The 17,845-nt window shown below is 67.9% G+C and carries 15 protein-coding genes; 9 read left to right on the forward strand and 6 right to left on the reverse strand.

All coding sequences use genetic code 11. The features are described 5' to 3' along the window. The 5 genes from VEW47_07505 to VEW47_07525 form a co-directional block, all read right to left on the reverse strand. Positions 1-1,380, reverse strand: coding sequence for a glutamate-cysteine ligase family protein (locus VEW47_07505; protein ID HYS05024.1), 1,380 nt, complete (start codon positions 1,378-1,380; stop codon positions 1-3). Positions 1,381-1,501: 121 nt separating this feature from the next. Then, entirely contained in the window at positions 1,502-3,367 is a 1,866-nt protein-coding gene (locus tag VEW47_07510) for a helix-turn-helix domain-containing protein (GenBank protein HYS05025.1), read from the reverse strand. Continuing rightward, entirely contained in the window at positions 3,367-4,860 is a 1,494-nt protein-coding gene (locus tag VEW47_07515) for a SpoVR family protein (protein ID HYS05026.1), read from the reverse strand. Before VEW47_07515 ends, VEW47_07510 begins: the two co-directional genes overlap by 1 nt. A gap of 2 nt (positions 4,861-4,862) precedes the next feature. After that, positions 4,863-5,969, reverse strand: coding sequence for a DUF444 family protein (locus VEW47_07520; GenBank protein HYS05027.1), 1,107 nt, complete (start codon positions 5,967-5,969; stop codon positions 4,863-4,865). 93 nt (positions 5,970-6,062) lie between these two features. Next, positions 6,063-8,195 (reverse strand): serine protein kinase, encoded by a 2,133-nt coding sequence (locus VEW47_07525; GenBank protein HYS05028.1) that lies wholly within the window; start codon positions 8,193-8,195, stop codon positions 6,063-6,065. A gap of 287 nt (positions 8,196-8,482) precedes the next feature. Here VEW47_07525 and VEW47_07530 point away from each other — a divergent pair, with 287 nt between their 5' ends. The 9 genes from VEW47_07530 (at position 8,483) to VEW47_07570 (ending at position 15,696) form a co-directional block, all read left to right on the forward strand. Further along, positions 8,483-9,610, forward strand: coding sequence for a PilZ domain-containing protein (locus VEW47_07530; GenBank protein ID HYS05029.1), 1,128 nt, complete (start codon positions 8,483-8,485; stop codon positions 9,608-9,610). Beyond that, a complete protein-coding gene (locus VEW47_07535; protein HYS05030.1) occupies positions 9,607-10,815 on the forward strand; it encodes a diguanylate cyclase in 1,209 nt (402 codons plus the stop codon). Before VEW47_07530 ends, VEW47_07535 begins: the two co-directional genes overlap by 4 nt. Before the next feature lie 29 nt (positions 10,816-10,844). Further along, entirely contained in the window at positions 10,845-11,528 is a 684-nt protein-coding gene (gene tsaB, locus VEW47_07540; protein ID HYS05031.1) for a tRNA (adenosine(37)-N6)-threonylcarbamoyltransferase complex dimerization subunit type 1 TsaB, read from the forward strand. Further along, a complete protein-coding gene (rimI, locus tag VEW47_07545; protein HYS05032.1) occupies positions 11,525-12,028 on the forward strand; it encodes a ribosomal protein S18-alanine N-acetyltransferase in 504 nt (167 codons plus the stop codon). The genes tsaB and rimI overlap by 4 nt, the downstream gene beginning before the upstream one ends. Positions 12,029-12,165: 137 nt before the next feature. Continuing rightward, positions 12,166-12,411, forward strand: coding sequence for a hypothetical protein (locus tag VEW47_07550; protein HYS05033.1), 246 nt, complete (start codon positions 12,166-12,168; stop codon positions 12,409-12,411). Positions 12,412-12,496: 85 nt separating this feature from the next. After that, positions 12,497-13,141 carry a phosphatidylserine decarboxylase gene (locus VEW47_07555; protein ID HYS05034.1) on the forward strand — a complete coding sequence of 215 codons (645 nt, stop codon included), beginning with the start codon at positions 12,497-12,499 and terminating at the stop codon, positions 13,139-13,141. Beyond that, complete coding sequence (gene pssA / locus VEW47_07560; GenBank protein ID HYS05035.1) at positions 13,138-13,899, forward strand: CDP-diacylglycerol--serine O-phosphatidyltransferase; 762 nt, start codon at positions 13,138-13,140, stop codon at positions 13,897-13,899. The genes VEW47_07555 and pssA overlap by 4 nt, the downstream gene beginning before the upstream one ends. After that, positions 13,886-14,929, forward strand: coding sequence for an Asd/ArgC dimerization domain-containing protein (locus VEW47_07565; protein HYS05036.1), 1,044 nt, complete (start codon positions 13,886-13,888; stop codon positions 14,927-14,929). The genes pssA and VEW47_07565 overlap by 14 nt, the downstream gene beginning before the upstream one ends. After that, positions 14,926-15,696, forward strand: coding sequence for a hypothetical protein (locus VEW47_07570; GenBank protein ID HYS05037.1), 771 nt, complete (start codon positions 14,926-14,928; stop codon positions 15,694-15,696). Before VEW47_07565 ends, VEW47_07570 begins: the two co-directional genes overlap by 4 nt. 25 nt (positions 15,697-15,721) lie before the next feature. Here the strand turns inward: VEW47_07570 and VEW47_07575 are convergent, their stop codons facing one another. After that, positions 15,722-17,827, reverse strand: coding sequence for a VWA domain-containing protein (locus VEW47_07575; protein HYS05038.1), 2,106 nt, complete (start codon positions 17,825-17,827; stop codon positions 15,722-15,724). Between the last annotated feature and the right edge of the window lie 18 nt (positions 17,828-17,845).

Below are 17,845 nucleotides of genomic sequence, written 5' to 3' on the forward strand. Positions count from 1 at the left end.
TCAGGAAACCTCGACCTGGGTCTGCGACAGCGCCTCGACCAGCTTCAGCGGGTTTCTGCCCATGGGGCCTTCCCAATCCGCGGCGAGTCGAGCGGCGGGGCAGCCACCCTCCCCCCCGAGGCGACGGTCGAGGATGGCGAGGTGCTCCGATTCCTCCGGGCACCCCTGGTTGTTGAGACCCTGGCGTGCCAGGCGGACCAGCTCGATGAGCAGGTCGCGGGCCGGCACGGTCCCGGCGGTCCCCTCGCCGCGTCCCTGTGCGGGGGCCGGCAGGCGCGCCGCCGGACCGGCGCGGCAGACGTCCTCGAGAAGCCGCTCGCGTTCCTTGAAGGACATGTCGCGCACCAGCCCCCAGGCCGCGCGGCGCGACGCACCGTCGTAGAGGATCCCCTTGAGAAACGCCGCCAGGGCCAGGCAGGACGCGGGCTCCCCGGAGTCCGTGCCGCGCACCTCGATGTACTTCTTCAGCCGGACTTCCGGAAACAACGTGGACAGATGGATCTCCCAGTCGAGAAGCGTCGGCTTCTCGCCGTCGAACCCCTTTCTGATGAACTTGCGGAACGTCAGGCCGTTCGCCGGGCGGTAGTCCTCGCCGCGCACCACGAAGAACATCGGCACGTCGAGGGCGTACTCGAGGTAGTCGTGGAATCCGGCCCCGTCCTTGAAGACGAACGGCAGGAGACCGCAGCGATCCGGATCGGTGTCGAGCCAGGCCCACGCACGGTAGGTCATGTAGCCGTTCAGCCGGCCGTCCAGGATCGGAGAATTGGCGAACAGCGCGGTCAGGAGGGGCGACAGGCCCATGGCCGTGCGGAGCTTGTCCGCGGCGTCGGTCTCGCTGCCATAGTCCAGGTTGATCTGGATGCCGCAGGTCTGCTTCATCATGACGTGGGCGCGCGAGCCGCGCTTCGGAAGGTAGTCGCGCATGATGGCGTAGCGTTTCTTGGGGATGAAGCCGATCTCGTCCAGCGGAGTGAACGGCTGCAGTCCGATGCCGAGCCACGCGATGCCGTGCGGACGGGAGACCTCTTCCACGGCGGAGATGTAGGCGGCGAGCTCGTCACGCAGGGTCGCCAGGCCGCGATGCACCGCGCCCGACAGCTCCATCTGGGCCCCGGGCTCGAGGGTGATCCGCGTTCCCCCCTTGGAGAGACCGAGGATCCGCCCCCCCTCCAGCATCGGAGTCCAGCCGGCGCTCTTGGCCAGCGTGTTCAGGATGGTCTCGACCGAGGCCGGGCCTTCATACGGCACCGCGCGCCCGCTGTCGCGGAACACGCCCGCGCGCTCGTACTCCAGGCCCACACCCCAGCGCTCACGGGGCTTCGAGCCGCTCTCAAAGTATCCCTGCAGGTCCTCTTCCCGCGTGATGGTCGCGTCCATGCGTCTCCCGGGAAAGCGGGGATTCTATCAGATGCGCCCCGGCACCGGGGCGATTCGCCGGGGGGGGCGCGGACCCGGGACACCGGTCTCGACGACCCGCGGGCGCGCGTGCCGAGCCGGATCAGTTGTGAGAGAAGGGCGAGGCGGGCCCGGGCGGCTGGCCCTTCGATTCCTGCCAGTCCCGGTATCGCTTCATATAGTTTCGCGCCACGTCCTCGCCCGAGAGTCCCAGACAGCGGGCGTACTCACGCAGGAACCCGCGCACGAAGACGGCGGCGGGCAGCTCACCGAAACGCTCCTCCTCGATCGCCTGCAGGTAGGCGCGCCGGATCTTCGTCTTCTCGGCGATGGTCTCGAGCGCCAGGCGGAGACGCTGCCGTTCTTCGCGGAGATCGGCCCCGCTCTCGGGCGCCGGTCGATCGGCAGGGGGAGAGGCGGGCTCGGTCGGCTGTGAATTCGAGGATTCCGCGGCCGTCCCGAGGATCGCGCCGGATTCGGCGGCCGGGCCGTCGGGGAGGGGAGCGGTCGCGGGAAGGAGCGCCCCGCCGTCCGGCGGGTCTTCCGCCGGGGGATCGGGGAGGATCGGGGACGGCACCGACTGGCCGCCGGCCAGCTCCAGCCCCGCCCCGGCCTGCTCGTCCGGAGCGGCGCTCCCGTCTTTCGGTGGCTCGCCGGACGGCGCGGAAACGTCCTTCGCGGCGGCGCCGGCGTGCAGGCCGCGCACCTGGTCCTCCTTGAGCGCGCCGCTTCCGAGCAGCTGTCGATCGTAGTCGGAGCGGCTCTCCAGGAAAATGAGCGTGCGGTACGCCGCCTCGATGCGCCCCTGGAGCTCGCGCAGGCCCGGGGCGTCCATGAGGGTGGACAGGCAGGTGGTTTCGGGATCGTAGGTCTTCTTGAGGAGCTGATAGGCCGATTGCACCTCCTTCGCGGAGGCCTTGGGCACCACTTCCAGGACCCGGTAATGGTCGAGCGATTCCAGGTCCTCCCATTCTTCGTCGGCGGCGCGCAGCGGCCCGACGCCGACCGACAGGAGACGCGCCGCGGCCCGGGAGATCTCCTTGGTGGACGCGGCGTTGGGATATTGCTGCGACAGCGGGCGCCTCTTCTGGACCGCCTGCAGGATCGACAGGTCGTGATCGATGATCCCCGCGGTGGCCAGCGGCACGCCGAACAGCTTGCGGAAGCCGCTGGCGAGGCAGGCGGCCGCTTCCTCCTCCGACTCTCCCCGCACCTGGTTCAAAAGCAGCTCGAGTCGCGTGCGCCGCACCAGCGCCCCGATGGCGTCGCGGGCCCCCGGATCGATGGTCCGCAGACGCGTCATGAAGTCCCGGAAGGAGAGACGCTGCGGGTCGATCCCCGCCTGCTGCAGACGCTCCTGGATGGTCCCCATCGACTCGCCGGTGACGGCGCGCAGCAGGATCCAGCGCAGGTAGGTCTCGGTGAACAGGTACAGAGATTCGAGGGCGGCCGGCTCCGGTGTCGTCACCAGGATCCCGACGGTGGCCTCGGCGAATGTGGCGACCGTCGCGGGCCAGCGGCCGGACCCGCAGTCCACGATGATGTGGTCCGCGGAGAGCGTCGCGAACTGCTCGGCCACCTGGCGCACGAACGCGACGGGATCGTCGCGCAGATCGCCGCGCTGGAGACCGCCGATGATGCGCAGGTTCGTGGTCGGCGTCTCGCAGGCGATCTCGGAGAGGAGGGCCGCCTTCCCCGAGGCGATGTCGGCGAGAGTGCGCGGCAGGCGTTGATAGCCGAGGTAGGCGTGCAGATTGCTCCCCTGCAGGTCGAGGTCGATCAGCACGACGCGCCGGCCGGCGCGCGCGAGCTGGATCCCGAGGTTGGCCGCCAGGAGCGACCGCCCGACCCCTCCCTTGCCGCCCGCGAGGCCCCAGATCGACTGGCGCGCCTCGCGCGCTTCGGCGGGCCGGGGGGAGGTGGTGGAGCGGGCGGCGGTTCCGCTGCTGTTCGTGCTCGTCTGTTCCATCAGGCCACCTTGTCGGAGACTTCCTTTTCCTCGAATTCCTCGCCGTCGAAACTGATGCGGCGGGTCTTCTCGTCCACCACGGTGTCGAGGTTCACCGGGCGGCCCCAGATGCGCTGGATGTTGCGGAGCGTCTCGCGGGCGTAGTCGTGCTTCAGCTCGACACCCTCGTACTTGTGCTGCAGAAGGAGCTCTCCCTTGTTGCGGAAATTGCCGTCGACGACGTAGATGAACGGCTGTCCGAAGTTGGTGAGCTGGAAGAGCAGTCTCTGCTTCACCTTCTTGAAGTCGCGGTCGCTGATCTGGTACATGCCGGTCTTCGGATTGAAGTCGTAGATGAACAGCTTGTGCTCGCGGCAGAAGTCCTCGGTGAGATAATTATCGATGAAGGTCACGTCGGTGCAGTGCCTGCGCACCTCGAAGATCTTCTCGCGGCCGAGACCGGTCTTCCTGTCCCAGCGCGCCCGCTCCACCAGGTCCTCGCAGTCGTCGAACTCCTTGCCGAAACGCCCCTTGTTCCAGCGCTCCTCGATGTTGCGGTACAGCTCGACCCCCAGCTTGTAGGGGTTCAGGCGGCCGCTCCGGCCGCCGAGCGTGCCGGAGTGGTGGTCGGCGTAGTCGATCACCTCGGCGTCGGTGAGCAGTCGCTCGGTCATCAGCTTGGAGTGCCAGTAGGTGGCCCACCCCTCGTTCATGATCTTGGTCTGGGCCTGGGGAGCGTAGTAGTAGGCCTCCTCGCGCACCATGGACAGGACGTCGCGCCGCCAGTTGTCCAGGGGGGAGTTGTCGACGAGGAACTTCAGCACGTCGCGCTGCGGCGACTCGGGGAAGCGCTTCTTGCGCTTCGCCTCCTCCTCGAGCTTCTTCTGGCGCGCCTCGACGAATTCGGGCGGATTGACGAAGTCGTTCATGTACGACTTGCTTTTCATCCGCCGGACCACCGGCCGGGTCTCTTCGGTCCCCGGCAGGTCCTTGGGGCGCTCCCGCACGATGAAGGGGGAGTGGGGATCGATCAGGTTCTCGAGCGACAGACAGCTGTCGATGAAGTTCTCGACCGGCTCGACGCCGTGCGCGTCCATGTAGCGCCGGATGCGGGTGCCGTGATTGGCCATCACGTCCATCATCTTGCGGTTGGTCTTCGAGAAGGCCAGGTTGTTCTTGAAGAAGTCGCAGTGCGCGTAGACGTGAGCGATGACCAGCTTCTGATCGACGACGGCGTTGCACTCCAGCAGGTAGGCGTAGCACGGGTCGTTGTTGATGACCATCTCGTAAATCTTCGACAGACCGTAGGAGTAGGACTTGGAGAGGTACTCGTATTCCATGCCGAAGCGCCAGTGGGGATAGCGCGTGGGGAAGCCGCCGTACGAAGCCACCTGGTTCAGGCCGCGGTAATCGAGGTTCTCGAAAATGACCGGGAAGAAGTCGAGGCCGTAGGATCGCGCGTGCCCCTCAATCTCTTCCTGAAGGTCGGCCAGGTTCTTCGGCAGGTTGGCCATGCTCAGCGGCCCCGTCCAAGGAAATCCTTGATCGACTGGTAGATGCCGTCCTTGTTCTCGATCTTCGACACCGCCACGCGCTCGTCGTCGCCGTACGCCTCCTTGAGGTCCACCAGGAACTGACCCGTGCCGTACGGGCTCTCGACCTGCCCGTAGCAGAACAGATTGACGCGCGGCAGGAGCTGCGCTTTGAGGATGTTGACGCACTCCTCGGTGTCGCCCTGGGACCAGTTGTCCCCGTCCGAGAAATGCAGGCAGTAGATGTTCCACTCCTCGGCGGGGTAGTCCAGGTCGACGATCTTGCTGCACAGCTTGTAGGCGGCCGAGATCACCGTGCCGCCGGACTCACGAGTGTGGTAGAAGGTCTCGCGGTCGACCTCGCGCGCCTCCGCGTCGTGGATGATGTAGCGGATCTCGACCCCCTTGTAGTGGTGCCTCAACCAGGTATCGATCCAGAACGACTCGATCCGCACGATCTCCTTCTGCTCCTCGCCCATCGAACCCGAGACGTCCATCATGTAGAGGATGACGGCGTTGGCCTGCGGCATCGCAGCACTCTTCCAGGAGCGGAAGCGTTTGTCGGCGCGGATAGGGATCAGGATCGGGTGGTCGGGACGGTACGTGCCGGTCGAGATGCTGCGCTTCAGGGTCTCCTTGTAGGTGCGCTTGAAGTGTCGCAGCGTCTCGGGCCCGTAGCGCGAGATGCCGGTGTAGCGGTCCCGGTTCGACAGGATGTTCTTGCGCCCCTTCGGACGGATCGCGGGGAGCTCCAGCTCCTCCCCCAGCATCTCCGCCAGCTCGTCCAGCGAGATATCGACCTCGAGCAGGTGCTCGCCCGGCTGGTTGCCGGCCTCCTGCTTGCCCCCCTCCACTTCGCCGGCGCCGAGGACCGTGCCCAGGGCCCCTTCTCCCTGGCCGACGCCGCCGGTCTGCTTGGGGCCGTAGATGAACTGGGGGATGCGGATCTGCGGCAGGGGGATCGAGATGTAGTCCTTGCCGCGGCGGCCGATGAGCTCGCCGCTGCTGATGTACTTCTTCAGCTCCTTCTTGATCCGCCCGCGGATGATCTGCTTGAAGCGGTTGTGATCCTGCTCGATCCTGAGGATCATCGCGAACACCCTTTCGACGACAACGCCCCTGCGGGGCGCGCGCCATCCCTCGGCCCGCGGCCCGGCAGGGGCATCGTGGAGACCACCCGGCCCTCAGTCGCGCGCGTCGCCCCGGGCGAAGATGCTGGCCACGTAGTGCAGGATGTCGGTGGCGCAGATGTCGCAGTACCCGTAGTCCTTCTTCAGGCGACTCTTCACCACGTCAATCTTCTCCTGCGTGTCCTTGTCCACGACCGAGGAGACCAGCGAGGTCAGCTTGATCGAGTCCTTCTGGTCCTCGAACAGTTTGAGCTCCAGGGCCTTGTGCAGACGCTCGTTGGTCTTGTAGTTGAAAGTCTTGCCCTCCACGGCCAGGGCCCCGATGTAGTTCATGATCTCGCGCCGGAAGTCCTCCTTGCGGTTCTCGGGGATGTCGATCTTCTCCTCGATCGACCGCATGAGTCGCTCGTCGGGCTCCTCGTCCTGACCGGTGTACTTGTTGCGCACGCGCTCGCGCTGCGTGTAGGCCTTGACGTTGTCGATGTAGTTGCTGCACAGACGGGAGATCGCCTCCTCGTCCGCCGAGATGGCCCTCTGCACCTCGTTCTTGGCGATGTCTTCGTACTCCTGCTTGACCACGCCCAGGAGGTCGCGGTAGCGCTTGCGCAGCTCCTCCGACGTGATCAGGGAGTGATGCCGCAGCCCCGATTCAAGCTCGTTCAGCACCATGAACGGATTGATGCAGCCCTCCCCTTTGTCGGAGACCAGGGCGTTGCTGATCTTGTCCTGGATGTAGCGCGGCGAGATGCCGTCCATGCCCTCGCGCGTGGCCTCCTTGCGCAGCTCCTTGATGTTGTCCTCGGTGAACCCCGGCAGCGTCTTGCCGTTGTAGAGGCGCAGCTTCTGGAGAAGCGTCAGGTCGGCCTTCTTCGGCTCTTCGAGGCGGGTCAGGACCGCCCACATCGCCGCCGTCTCCAGCGTGTGCGGCGCGATGTGCTTCCCCTTGATGCGGGCCGGGTTGTAGTCCTTCTCGTAGATCTTGATCTCCTCGGACAGCTTGGTGATGTAAGGGATGTCGATCTTCACCGTCCGATCGCGCAGCGCCTCCATGAACTCGTTGTGCTGCAGCTTGCGGTATTCGGGCTCGTTGGTGTGCCCGATGATCACCTCGTCGATGTCGGTCTGGGCGAACTTCTTGGGCTTGATCTTGTGCTCCTGCGACGCGCCCAGGAGGTCGTAGAGGAAGGCGACCTCGAGCTTCAGCACCTCGATGAACTCGATGAGGCCGCGGTTCGCCACGTTGAACTCGCCGTCGAAGTTGAAAGCGCGCGGGTCGGAGTCGGAGCCGAACTCGGCGATCTTGCGGTAGTTGATGTCGCCGGTGAGCTCGGTCGAGTCCTGGTTCTTCTCGTCCTTCGGCTGGAACGTGCCGATTCCAACGCGGTCCTTCTCCGACAGGATCATGCGGCGCACGCGGATGTGCGACACGATCTTGGTCCAGTCGCCGCCGTAGCGCAGGTTGAGCTCGCGGTACGTCTGCCGGCAGGCGGGACAGAGGTCCCCCTCCAGGATCACTCTCTCTCCCTCGGGCTTCCCCTCGTTCAGCATGCGCAGGACTTCGGGACGAAGCTCCTCGGGGATGAGGTGCAGAGGCTCCTCGTGCATCGGGCAGGGGATCACTTCGATCTGGTCGGTCTTCTTGCGTCCAATCTCGCCCTGCAGCACCCACACGAAGGTGTAGAGCGCCCCCTCCGGCGTCCGCGAGTACGCCTCGAGACCCTTCTTCAGGAGGCGCACGATGGTCGACTTGGAGGATCCGACGGGCCCGTGCAGGAGGAGAACGCGCTTCTCGGTGCCGTAACGCTGCGCCGCCGATTTGAAGACGTTCACCAGCTTCATCAGCGCGATGTCGAGGCCGAAGATCGCGTCGATTCCGGCGTGATCCTTGTCGTCGAAGAAGTTGTAATGGAGGATTTTTTTCTTGTACTCGTAGTATTCCCGCGTCCCTTTGGCCAGGACATTGTCGTACATGCGCTGGAACGCCGTGCGTGTGACCTTCGGGTTGTGGCGGACGATCTGGAGGTAGTCTTCGAAGCTCCCCTCCCAATGCTGGTCCCTGAAGCCCCGCAGGTCTTGCAGCCTCCCGATCAGTTGCACAATCTCTGAACCCGTGGGCACCGGTCTCACCTCCCGTTCGGGCGTCGCGTCTCTGGTGGGGGGATGTGATGTATCTCTTTGGTAGGCCATGTCTTCCTCTATTTCAAATGACCTATCTGTAATATAGAGCGAGGTCACTGAATTGTCAAAAAGTTTATCCGCCGCGGGGCGGCTCCCCCGGTGCGCGCCGGGGTGCCGTGCGCCGTTACGTCCAGCCCACGTGTTCGCTGCACCTTGCGCAGGGTTTCGCGAGGCCACGCCTGCGCCGGGAGGGTGGACGCGCAGGAGCGGCCCCGTGCGGGCCGTCCTTCGCGCGGAGCGTTTGTTGACAGCCCCCGGGGGAGTCATTAACATCGGCCGCACGCAGAGGGGGAGCTGTGGCCTCGCGGGACCCGCAGGACGCCGTCCAGGACGACATCAGGAAGGTCCTCGACGGGAGGGTCCTGCGCGGCGACCGGCTCATCGAGGCGATCTCCCTGGTCGGCCTCACGCACTCCGTCGAGCCGCTGCGTGCCGCCCTGTCCTTCGTCCTGCCGATGGACTTCACCGAGCCCGAAGCGCGCGACACCTTGGCCGGCATCGAGAGCCATCGCGGCGAGATGGAAGCGCTTCTCGGGCGTGACCCGGGGTTCACGGTGGCGGCCTTCGATCTGCTGTACGAGAAGGAGCGCACGCTCCGCGACCCGGTGTTCAGGGACAGGCGCTCCCCGGCCGGTGACGCGGCCGCGCCCGATCCCCGTCCGCAGCCCGCGGACCGTCTCGAGGATGTCCTGCGCCGGGAGACCCGGCGCGCCGAGCGCTCCGACCGCTCCCTCGCGGTCGTCGTCCTCTCGCCCGACGGCGCCGCGGCCCCCGCGACCCGGGGGATGGAGGCCGGGCTGGTCGCGCTCCGCGACAGCGCGCGCGACGTCGATTCGGTGGCGGCGGCGAAGAACGGCGACTTCGTCGTCCTCCTGCCGTGCACGGGCGGCCGGGAGGGTCTGCGCGCCGCCGACCGGCTCCGCCGGGCCCTGCTCGCCTCGACCGGGTCTTCCTTCAGCGCAGGGGTGGCGGCCGCCTCGGGCAGGGCGGCCGACGCGCACGTCCTGATGCGCTGCGCGCGTCGGGCTCTTCACGAGGCCCGGGGCTCGGGCTCCGGCGCGGCCCTGCACCGCCTCGAGCGGCGCGCCCATTCCCGCATCCTCGTGGGGACGTCGGTGCCGGCCAGGCTGCGGAGCGCGGGAGGCGAGTCGGAGATCGTCGTCGAGGACCTGTCGCTGGGCGGGGCGCTGCTCAGCACGCCGCACCGCGTGACCCCGGGGGGTGAGGTCGTCCTCGCCCTGCGCGGTCCTTCCACGCGTCCGGCCGGGTTCCTCCTCCCGTCGCGGGTCCTGCGCGCCCAGGATGGGCCGACCCCGGGCCAGACCCCCTACCGGGCGGCGATCGGTTTCTCACCGGATGCGCGGCTTCGGGTTGCCGCGGTCCTCGCCACGCTCCGGGCGAGGGACCAGGCGGGGATGCCGTGATCACCCTCGAGGAGGCGGCCCGCTACCACGAAGAGCTCACGGAGGTGCTGCGGGAGGACGCGCACAACGAAGAGCGCATCCTGAAGCGTCTGGACCAGATTCGCACCCAGAGCGGGCTTCAGGTGTACGCCGCGCTGCTGCTCATCCTGACCAACCTCGGCTTCGAGGAGTCGGAAGCCCGCCGGCACTGGGAGGAGATCCTGAAGCACCGGCGGGCCCTCGGCCAGTCGCTGGGGCGCACCGTGGGGTTGAGGGTGGCGGTGCTCGACTACTTCGTCAACGTCAACCGCCAGCTCACCAGTCCGCGCATCATCGACCTGTCGCTCGCCGACCGGCAGGATCCGTCCTCCACGATCGACGCGAGCACCGGGCTGTGGAACGCCCGCCAGTTCCTGGCGGCGCTGCAGAAGGAGATTCGCCGCGCCAAGCGATACCGCCTCGACCTGACGATGCTGTACCTGGACATCGACGATTTCAGGGAGATCAACGAGCGCCACGGCGATCTGGTGGGGAACATCCTGCTGCGGGAGGTGGCGATCCTGATCAAGAACAAGATCCGGGACATCGACATGGCGGCGCGGCTCGCCGGGGAAGAGTTCGGAGTGATCCTCCCGGAGACCGAGCGCATGGGGGCGTTCCTGGTGGCCGAGCGGATCCGCAAGGAGATGGAGAGGCACTTCCTGCGCCGGGACGTCGACGGCCGGCCGATCGCCATGACGGTGACCATCGGCATGGCCAAGTACCCCGAGGACGCGGCCATCGCCGATCGTCTGGTGCGCCGCGCCGAGGAGGCGATGCACCAGGCCAAGGCCCGCGGCGGGAACACCGTCGGCGTCTATTACCGGGAGCGGCGGAACTACATCCGCTTCGACGTGTCGCGCCAGCAGGTGACGATCAAGGTCCAGCCCGCGGGTGAGTCCGCGGGCGGCTCCGGCGCGCCGGACCACGCCCCTCTCAACATCAGCCGGAGCGGTCTCCTGTTCGAGAGTGAGAAGCCTTACGCCATCGGCGACGAGGTGACCATCGTCTGTCAGGACGGGCGCGACCAGGCGCGCGTCACGCTGCGCGCCCGCATCGTGCGCATCGAGGAGATCGAAGGGGAGACCAGACGCTTCGAGGTGGGCGCCGCTTTCCTTCTCGAGTGGGATCACCAGGAGGCCCAGGTGACCGAATTCCTGCGCCGGGGCGGTCTGGGGGCCGCCTGACCGGGGATTCCGACGGCCGCCCGATGCGCATGACGGTGCTGGGAATCGACACGGCGACCTCGCGCGGGAGCGTGGCGCTTGCGCGTCAGGGGGAGGTCCTGGCCGCCGCGGATCTCCACGAGCGCGGCGCGCACGCCAGGGACCTGGTACAGAGAATCGACCGGCTCCTCGCGGGGACCGGTCTCGGGCCCGGCGATCTTCGGGGTATCGTCGTGACGCTCGGCCCCGGGTCGTTCACGGGCGTTCGGGTCGGGCTCGCCACAGCGAAGGGGCTCGCCTATGCGCTCGACATCGGTCTCGGCGGCATGTCCACTCTCGAGGCCCTGGCGCGTGCCGGGCTCCTGCAGGGGGCGGGGAGGGCGGTGGCCGTGTGCGCGGCCATCGAGGCCGGCCGGGGCGAGGTGTACGCCGCGCTGTTCGGCGTCGCCGATCGCGAGCCGGTCCGCGAGACCGACGATCGCTCCTACCGACCGGCCGATCTGGCGAGGATTCTGCGGTCGGGGACGCTCGTCGTGGGGGACGGGGCCTCGACGGTCGAACGCGCAATTCGGGACGAGGGGCGGGACATCCTGATGACCGAGCCCTGGCCGATCCTGGCCGGTCCGCTCGCGCTTTGGGGTTGCCGCACCCTGGTCCCCGGCGTACGCTACGTGCCGGGGCAGCCGCGTCCGAACTACGTTCGTCCGTCCGACGCGGAGGCGCCCCGACGGTGATCGCCAAGTCCCGGAAAGGACGGGAGCGCCTCCACTCCTTCAGCATCTCCGGCATGTCGGTCGAGGACATACCGGGCGTCCTGGTGATCGAGAACGTCTCGTTTCCGACGCCCTGGAGCGAGTCGGCGTTCCGCTACGAGCTGCTGGAAAACCCGTACGCCAGCCTGTTCGTGGCGAAGACCCGCGATACGGTCGAGGTCATCGCCTTCGCGTGCGCCTGGATCGTCGACCAGGAGATGAAGATCAACAACATCGCGGTCCATCCGGAGTACCGGACGCGCGGCGTCGGCACACGCTTCCTGAAGTTTCTCCTGGAGTACGCCGCCTCGCAGGGCTGCCGGGAGGTGACGCTCGAGGTTCGGCCCAGCAACGAGGTGGCGCTCCATTTGTACCAGCAGGCCGGGTTCGTGCCGGTGGGCCGGCGCAAGCAGTACTACACGGACACGCACGAAGACGCCATCGTGATGTGGCGGCGGATCGAGGCACCGCCGCAGGGCTGAGATTCGGGGACGGCGGAACAGGTCCGAACGGCTTGCGCCCTCCCACCGGGGATGATAGACTGACGCACAAATATGGACGCGCGTGAATATCGATCCAGTTCGCTCGAACACCCCTTAAAATCAGGAGGTTGAGGCCGATGGTGCACATCCAGGAGGACCTGAAGCGGACGCTTTCGGAGAACCACGACGAGTATCGAAAGCTGCTGGCGGAGCACGCCATCTGTGAGTCCAGGCTTCAGGAACTTCAGGGGAAGGCCGTCCTCGACGACGCCGAGCGGGTCGAGAGCGTCAACATCAAGAAGCAGAAGCTCCATCTCAAAGACCGGATGGAGGCCATCCTCCGGCAGCACATGGAGCGCACGAGCGGCGCCGGGGTCCGGTAGCCGGCGGGCCGGGGAATCACGGCGTAAGCGTCTCGACACGCGAGGGGGCGCCCGCCCGGCGCCCCCTTTTCAACCGGGGGCTGACGTGCCGGTGGCGATTCAGGCGGTGCCGTTTCTCGCAGGGTTGCTGGTCGCGGGGCTGGTCCTCGGGCTCGTCTTCGGTCCCTGGGGCGCCGTCCCCGTCGGTCTTCTCGCCCTGTTCGTTCTCTTCTTCTTTCGCGATCCCGACAGGATCATTCCCGAGGGGGCGGGGCTCGTCCTGTCCCCGGCCGACGGCAGGGTCACGGAGGTCCTGCGCGCCCGCGACGGCACGCGGGTCTCGGTCTTCCTTTCGGTCTTCAACTGCCACATCAACCGCTCGCCGATCGGTGGCCAGGTCGTCGGGGCGCGCCACACTCCGGGCCGGTTTCATCCGGCCTGGCAGGGCCGGGCGAGCCACGAGAACGAGCGCAATCACCTGCTGCTCCGCTCGGACACCGGTGATTACGGCGTGACGCAGGTGGCCGGCGTGCTGGCACGACGCATCGTCTGCACTAAATCGGTTGGAAACGTCGTGAGCCGGGGGGAGCGCATCGGTCTGATCCGCTTCGGATCGCGCACGGACCTGCACCTGCCGCCGGGGGTGGAGCCGCTCGTCCGCGTGGGGGATCGGGTCAGGGGCGGCCTGACGATCATGGCGCGCGCCCTGCCGAAGGAGCAGGCGGGCCGGGTCGCGGGGATGGGCGCATGAGAGTCAGGGAGCGGACCCGGTTCCGGCGCGGCGCGTACCTCATCCCGAGCCTGTTCACCACCGGCAACCTGCTCTGCGGCTACATCGCCGTCGTGCGCAGCATCCAGGGGGAGTTCGAATGGGCCGCGATCGCCCTGTTCATCGCCGCTCTCCTGGATCGGCTCGACGGATGGGTGGCGCGGCTCACCGGGACGACAAGCGATTTCGGCGTGCAGTTCGATTCCCTGGCGGACGTAATCTCGTTCGGCATCGCGCCGGCGCTGCTGGCTTACATGTGGGCCCTCTCGGCGCTGCCGCCGCCCTGGTCCCTGAGCCCGTTCCTCTTCCTGGCGACCAGCGCGGCCCGGCTCGCCCGCTTCAACATCCAGGCCCCCACTCTGGACAAGCGCTACTTCGTGGGACTGCCGACCCCGGCGGCCGCCTGCGCCATCGCGGCCAGCGTGTTTTACGACCCGTCGCGCGTCGCCGACCCGATCACCGGTGTGCTCGTGATGGTCCTGGTGATCACCCTGTCCATCCTGATGGTCAGCAAGGTGCGCTACCGCTCCTTCAAGGAGATCGACCTGCGTCGGCGGGTCCGCTGGGTGATCGTCATCGTGATGGCCCTGGTCATCGTCCTGGTCGCGGGGTATCCTCGCGAGGTGGGGCTGCTCCTGAGCTTCGCCTACCTTCTCTCGGGGCTCCTGCCACGTCTGCGTCCGGCCGGGCAGAAGGAGCCGAGGCCCGCCCCCGCAGGAGGACGCGATGGCCGCGCCTGAAGTCGCCCGGTTTCGCCGCCGCGCCCACGTAGCGGTGTTCGACGCGACGACGCTCGCCGCCAAGGGAGTGAAGGACCAGCTGGTCGCGCGATCGTTCCCGACCGCCTCCGTGCGGATGTTCACCTCGAGCACCGATCCCGACTTCAATCTCACAGAGTTCGCGGGAGAGCCGGTACTCCTGTCCCCCCCCGATCTCGACACCCTGGGGAACCTGGACGTCGCGTTCCTGTGCGGCACGCGGCAGGAAGGGGAGAAGTACCTCGATTGGGCCGGGCGGGCCGGCTTTTCGGCGATCGACCTGACCGGCGCGTCGATCGGCGCCGGAGAGGTCCCTCTGGTCAACGCGTCCGTCAATCCCGAGGCGATCCCTGCCGGGCCCGGTGTCGTGGGCTCGCCGCACGCGGTGGCGCAGATGCTGTCGACGCTCCTCGCCCCCGTCCGCAGACAGTGCGGGTTGAAGGAGGCCGTGGTCGTGGTCCTGCAGCCGGCCTCCGAGCGGGGCCAGGAGGGGATCGACGAGCTGTACCGCCAGTCGGTCAGCCTGATGAACTTCCAGGATATGCCGAAGGAAGTCTTCGGGCGCCAGCTCGCGTTCAATCTCGTCCCCGGCTGGCTGGCGGAAGAGGGAAAGGGTGCGGTGGCGACGCACGCCGATCTGGAGCGGCAGGTTCTGCGCGTCACCGGAGGCGGCTACGATCTCGGCATCCAGATCGTCGACGCGCCGGTGTTTCACGGTCACGCGGTCATGGCGCACCTTGTGCTGCGCGAAGGGAAGGGCTCCGACGACCTTCTCGGCTCCTATAGAGGGATCGACGAAATCAGCATCGGGCGTCGCGGCGACACGGTCACGCCGGTCGAGCGGGCGGGCGACGGCAAGATTCTCGTGGCCGGCGTGCAGCCGGGGCTGCACGCCTCCTCGTTCTGGCTCTGGGCCGTGGCGGACGATCTGGCCGGCGGGCGATCGCGCAACGCCGTGCGCATCGCCGAGGCGATCCTGGAGCGGGAACCGGGGAGGGGGGGCCGGACGTGAGCGGGCGCGCGATCGTCATCCTCGCGCTCCTGGCCGGGGTCCTGCCCCGGCCGTACGAGGTGTCGCGGGCGCAGGACCTGAAGCGCCCGGAGGAGCAGCTGGCGGCGATCTACAGTCTCAAGGTACAGCTCGAGATCGAGCAGCGACGGCTGGACGACGCCCTGCAGCGCTACAGCGAGCAGGCGCGGATGCGCGAGGAGGCGCGCGGCCGGCTGGCGCGCCTGTACGACGAACTCGACGCCATGGTGCAGGGTCGTTCGGACGCCGACGCGGCCCTGATGCGTGACCGCGAGGAGGAGATCCAGAAAGTCGAGCAACAGGTGGAGGTCCTCACGCAGGAGACCCGGCGGATCCGCGCCGACATCAAGGACGCGCACGCGCGCATCGATCTCCTGGGCGAGCGGATCGGCAAGCTGCGCAAGACCCTTCCCTCCGACAACGAGTCTCTGACCGGCGCCTGGGACGTCAGTTATCTCCCGAGCGGTGACAAGGGGGTGTTCTCGCTGCGGCAGTCGGGGACGCTGCTGGTGGGGGAGTACACGCTGGAGGGGGGATGGAAGGGGAGCCTGCAGGGCACCTTCGTGGACGGCAAGGTGCTCCTGCACCGCATCGACTCCAAGCTGGGACGCTCCTCCGATCTCGAAGGCTCCCTGGCACCCGATGGGCGGACGATCCGGGGCACCTGGCAGAGCTTCATCCTGTCGGGCGGCCAGCCCACGTCCGGGCAGTGGGTGGCCCGCAAGCGGCAGGAGAAGGCCGAAGACTAGGAGCCTGTCCCGGGGCGAACGAGACTCAGCCCCCGGCCGCCGTTTCCGTCGCCGCGGTCCCGCGCGGCGACCTCAGATGAAGTGGCGCCGTTCCCGCGTCCGTCTCGGCCCCGGCGGCATCCTTCCGGCGCACCACCACCTGGTAGTCTCCTTCCGCGAGCCCGTCCAGTGGAAGGTTGATCGTGATCGATCCGGGGCCCGGCGCCGGTCCTGCGGTGCCCGCCTGCGCCGGCGTGGGGACGTCGATGCTGCGCAGGTCGCGCGCGCCGTCGCGGATCACCAGGCGGAGGCCGGCCGGGGGGAGCGCCCCTTCGAGGCGGAAGCCGCAGGCCAGGGCCTCGCCGACCGCGAACGTCGTCTTCAGTGTCGGTCCGATCGTGTAGTCGGCCGCCTCGTCCTGGGACGGCGCGGCCGCGCGGCCCGGGGGGACCTCGACCCACAGGCTCTTTTCCGTCATCGAGTAAATCGACAGCCCGAACGTCCCGGGGACGTGGTCCCCCGCGATCCCGGGAAGCTTCAGGCGGGCCGCGCCGAACGTGCCGGCCGCCTGGTCCGAGACGACGGCGGTGATCGTCTGGGCGCCGAGCGGCACGCGGATCCTGCTGTAGAAATCGACGCCCAGGCGGCCCTGGGCGGACGCGTCCGTGAGCGTGATTCGAGCCTCGCGCGCCGCACGGACCGTCTCGTGCAGCGACTCGTCCATCACGACGAACCCCGACTCCAGCCGGGCGGTTGCGCCTTTCGGTTGCGGCACGAACACGACCCGATTGGGCGGAAGATGAACCACCAGGTCGTAGACGCGCGCCGTCCCGCCGGCCGGCCCCGGGACGGCGCTGATCTCGACTCCGAGGTCGGAGTACAGCTCGGGGAGGAGGTAGGCCGCCTCGACCGCGCGCTGGCGCGCCTGCTCGGGGAGCAGGCGCGTGAAGCCGCGCCGCCATCGTAGCGATCCGCTGACGTGCTTCAGGCGCAGCTGCACGGTGTGATACTGCCCGTCGGGCGGGCCTTCCGGGGTATAGCCGATCAGGTAGTAGGCGCGACCCGCGCTCTCCGCCTCGGCCAGTCCCTTGAAGAGATCGTTCGAGGTCGACCGCGTGCCGCCGGTGTTGAGGGCGAGCGTCTCGAGCGCATTGGAACGGCGCACGGAGGCGCGCATCTCGGTGCCCGAGGTGGCGGTCTGCCCGCTCGTCTGCACGCTGTGCAGGGTCACCCCCGCGGCCGCGGCGTCGTGGGCCAGAATCTGGATTTCGTGCGAGAGGTCGTACTTGCGGGCCCGTTCGAGGAAAGCAGACGTGGCGGACGAAGGACCGAAGCGCTGCAGGAAGTCCATGGCGGGGTTCTCCGGCACGCCGTCCCCCATGAAGACGATTGCCTTGTAGCCTGGATAGGGAGCGAGGGAATCGACCAGGGTTGTGAGGGCCCGCAGGAGGTCCCGGGAGCGTGGGGTGAACTCTTCGCCGTAGTTGGTGAACAGGAGATCCAAATGTCTCCCCCCGACCTCGGTGCCGCCCATCGACTGCAGGCTCGCAATCTCCCTCTCGTACTCCCCCTGCCCCGAGTTGTAATCGTTGTATCGTTTCAGGTCGCCGAGCGTGTCCTCGATCGCCCGCGTCAGCGCCGCACGGTCCGTGGTGAAATCGTGCAGGAGCCGTAGCTTCCTGTCGTAGTCGGCCAGGGCGACCTGGTCGCTCGGGAGGAGCGCGCCGTCCAGGAATCGCTCCGTCGCCTTGCGGGCCGCCGTCATTCCATGCGCCGCCGAGGTGCTGTCGTCGAAGAACAGCACGAACCTCCGGGGGAGGCTCCCCGGCGTGCTCGGCGCGCTCGTGCCCCCGCCGGCGGGAGGGGTTGCCGTGACGGGCGCCTGCGCGTCCGGGGAGACCTCGTGGAATTCCAGCGAATGGATCGGTTTGGCGTGACCGTCCACCATGAGGGCGAAATCGTCCGTGGTGAGGTCCCTGATCGGCCGGCCACGGCCGTCGGTGACGTACACCTCGATGAGGACGAGCTCGACGGTGGTCCGCTCGCTCAGGCCGGAGGTGGACTGGGCGGGCGCGGGGAAGCCGTGGGGCACGACCGTGCCCGCGAGCAGCATGGCGATCGGGACGAGAAGCCACGGGCGTGCCTGCGCCAAGGGGGTCCTCCGTGCCCC

It is taken from the genome of Candidatus Dormiibacterota bacterium (assembly GCA_035635555.1).
Lineage (GTDB): Bacteria > Acidobacteriota > Polarisedimenticolia > Gp22-AA2 > Gp22-AA2 > Gp22-AA3.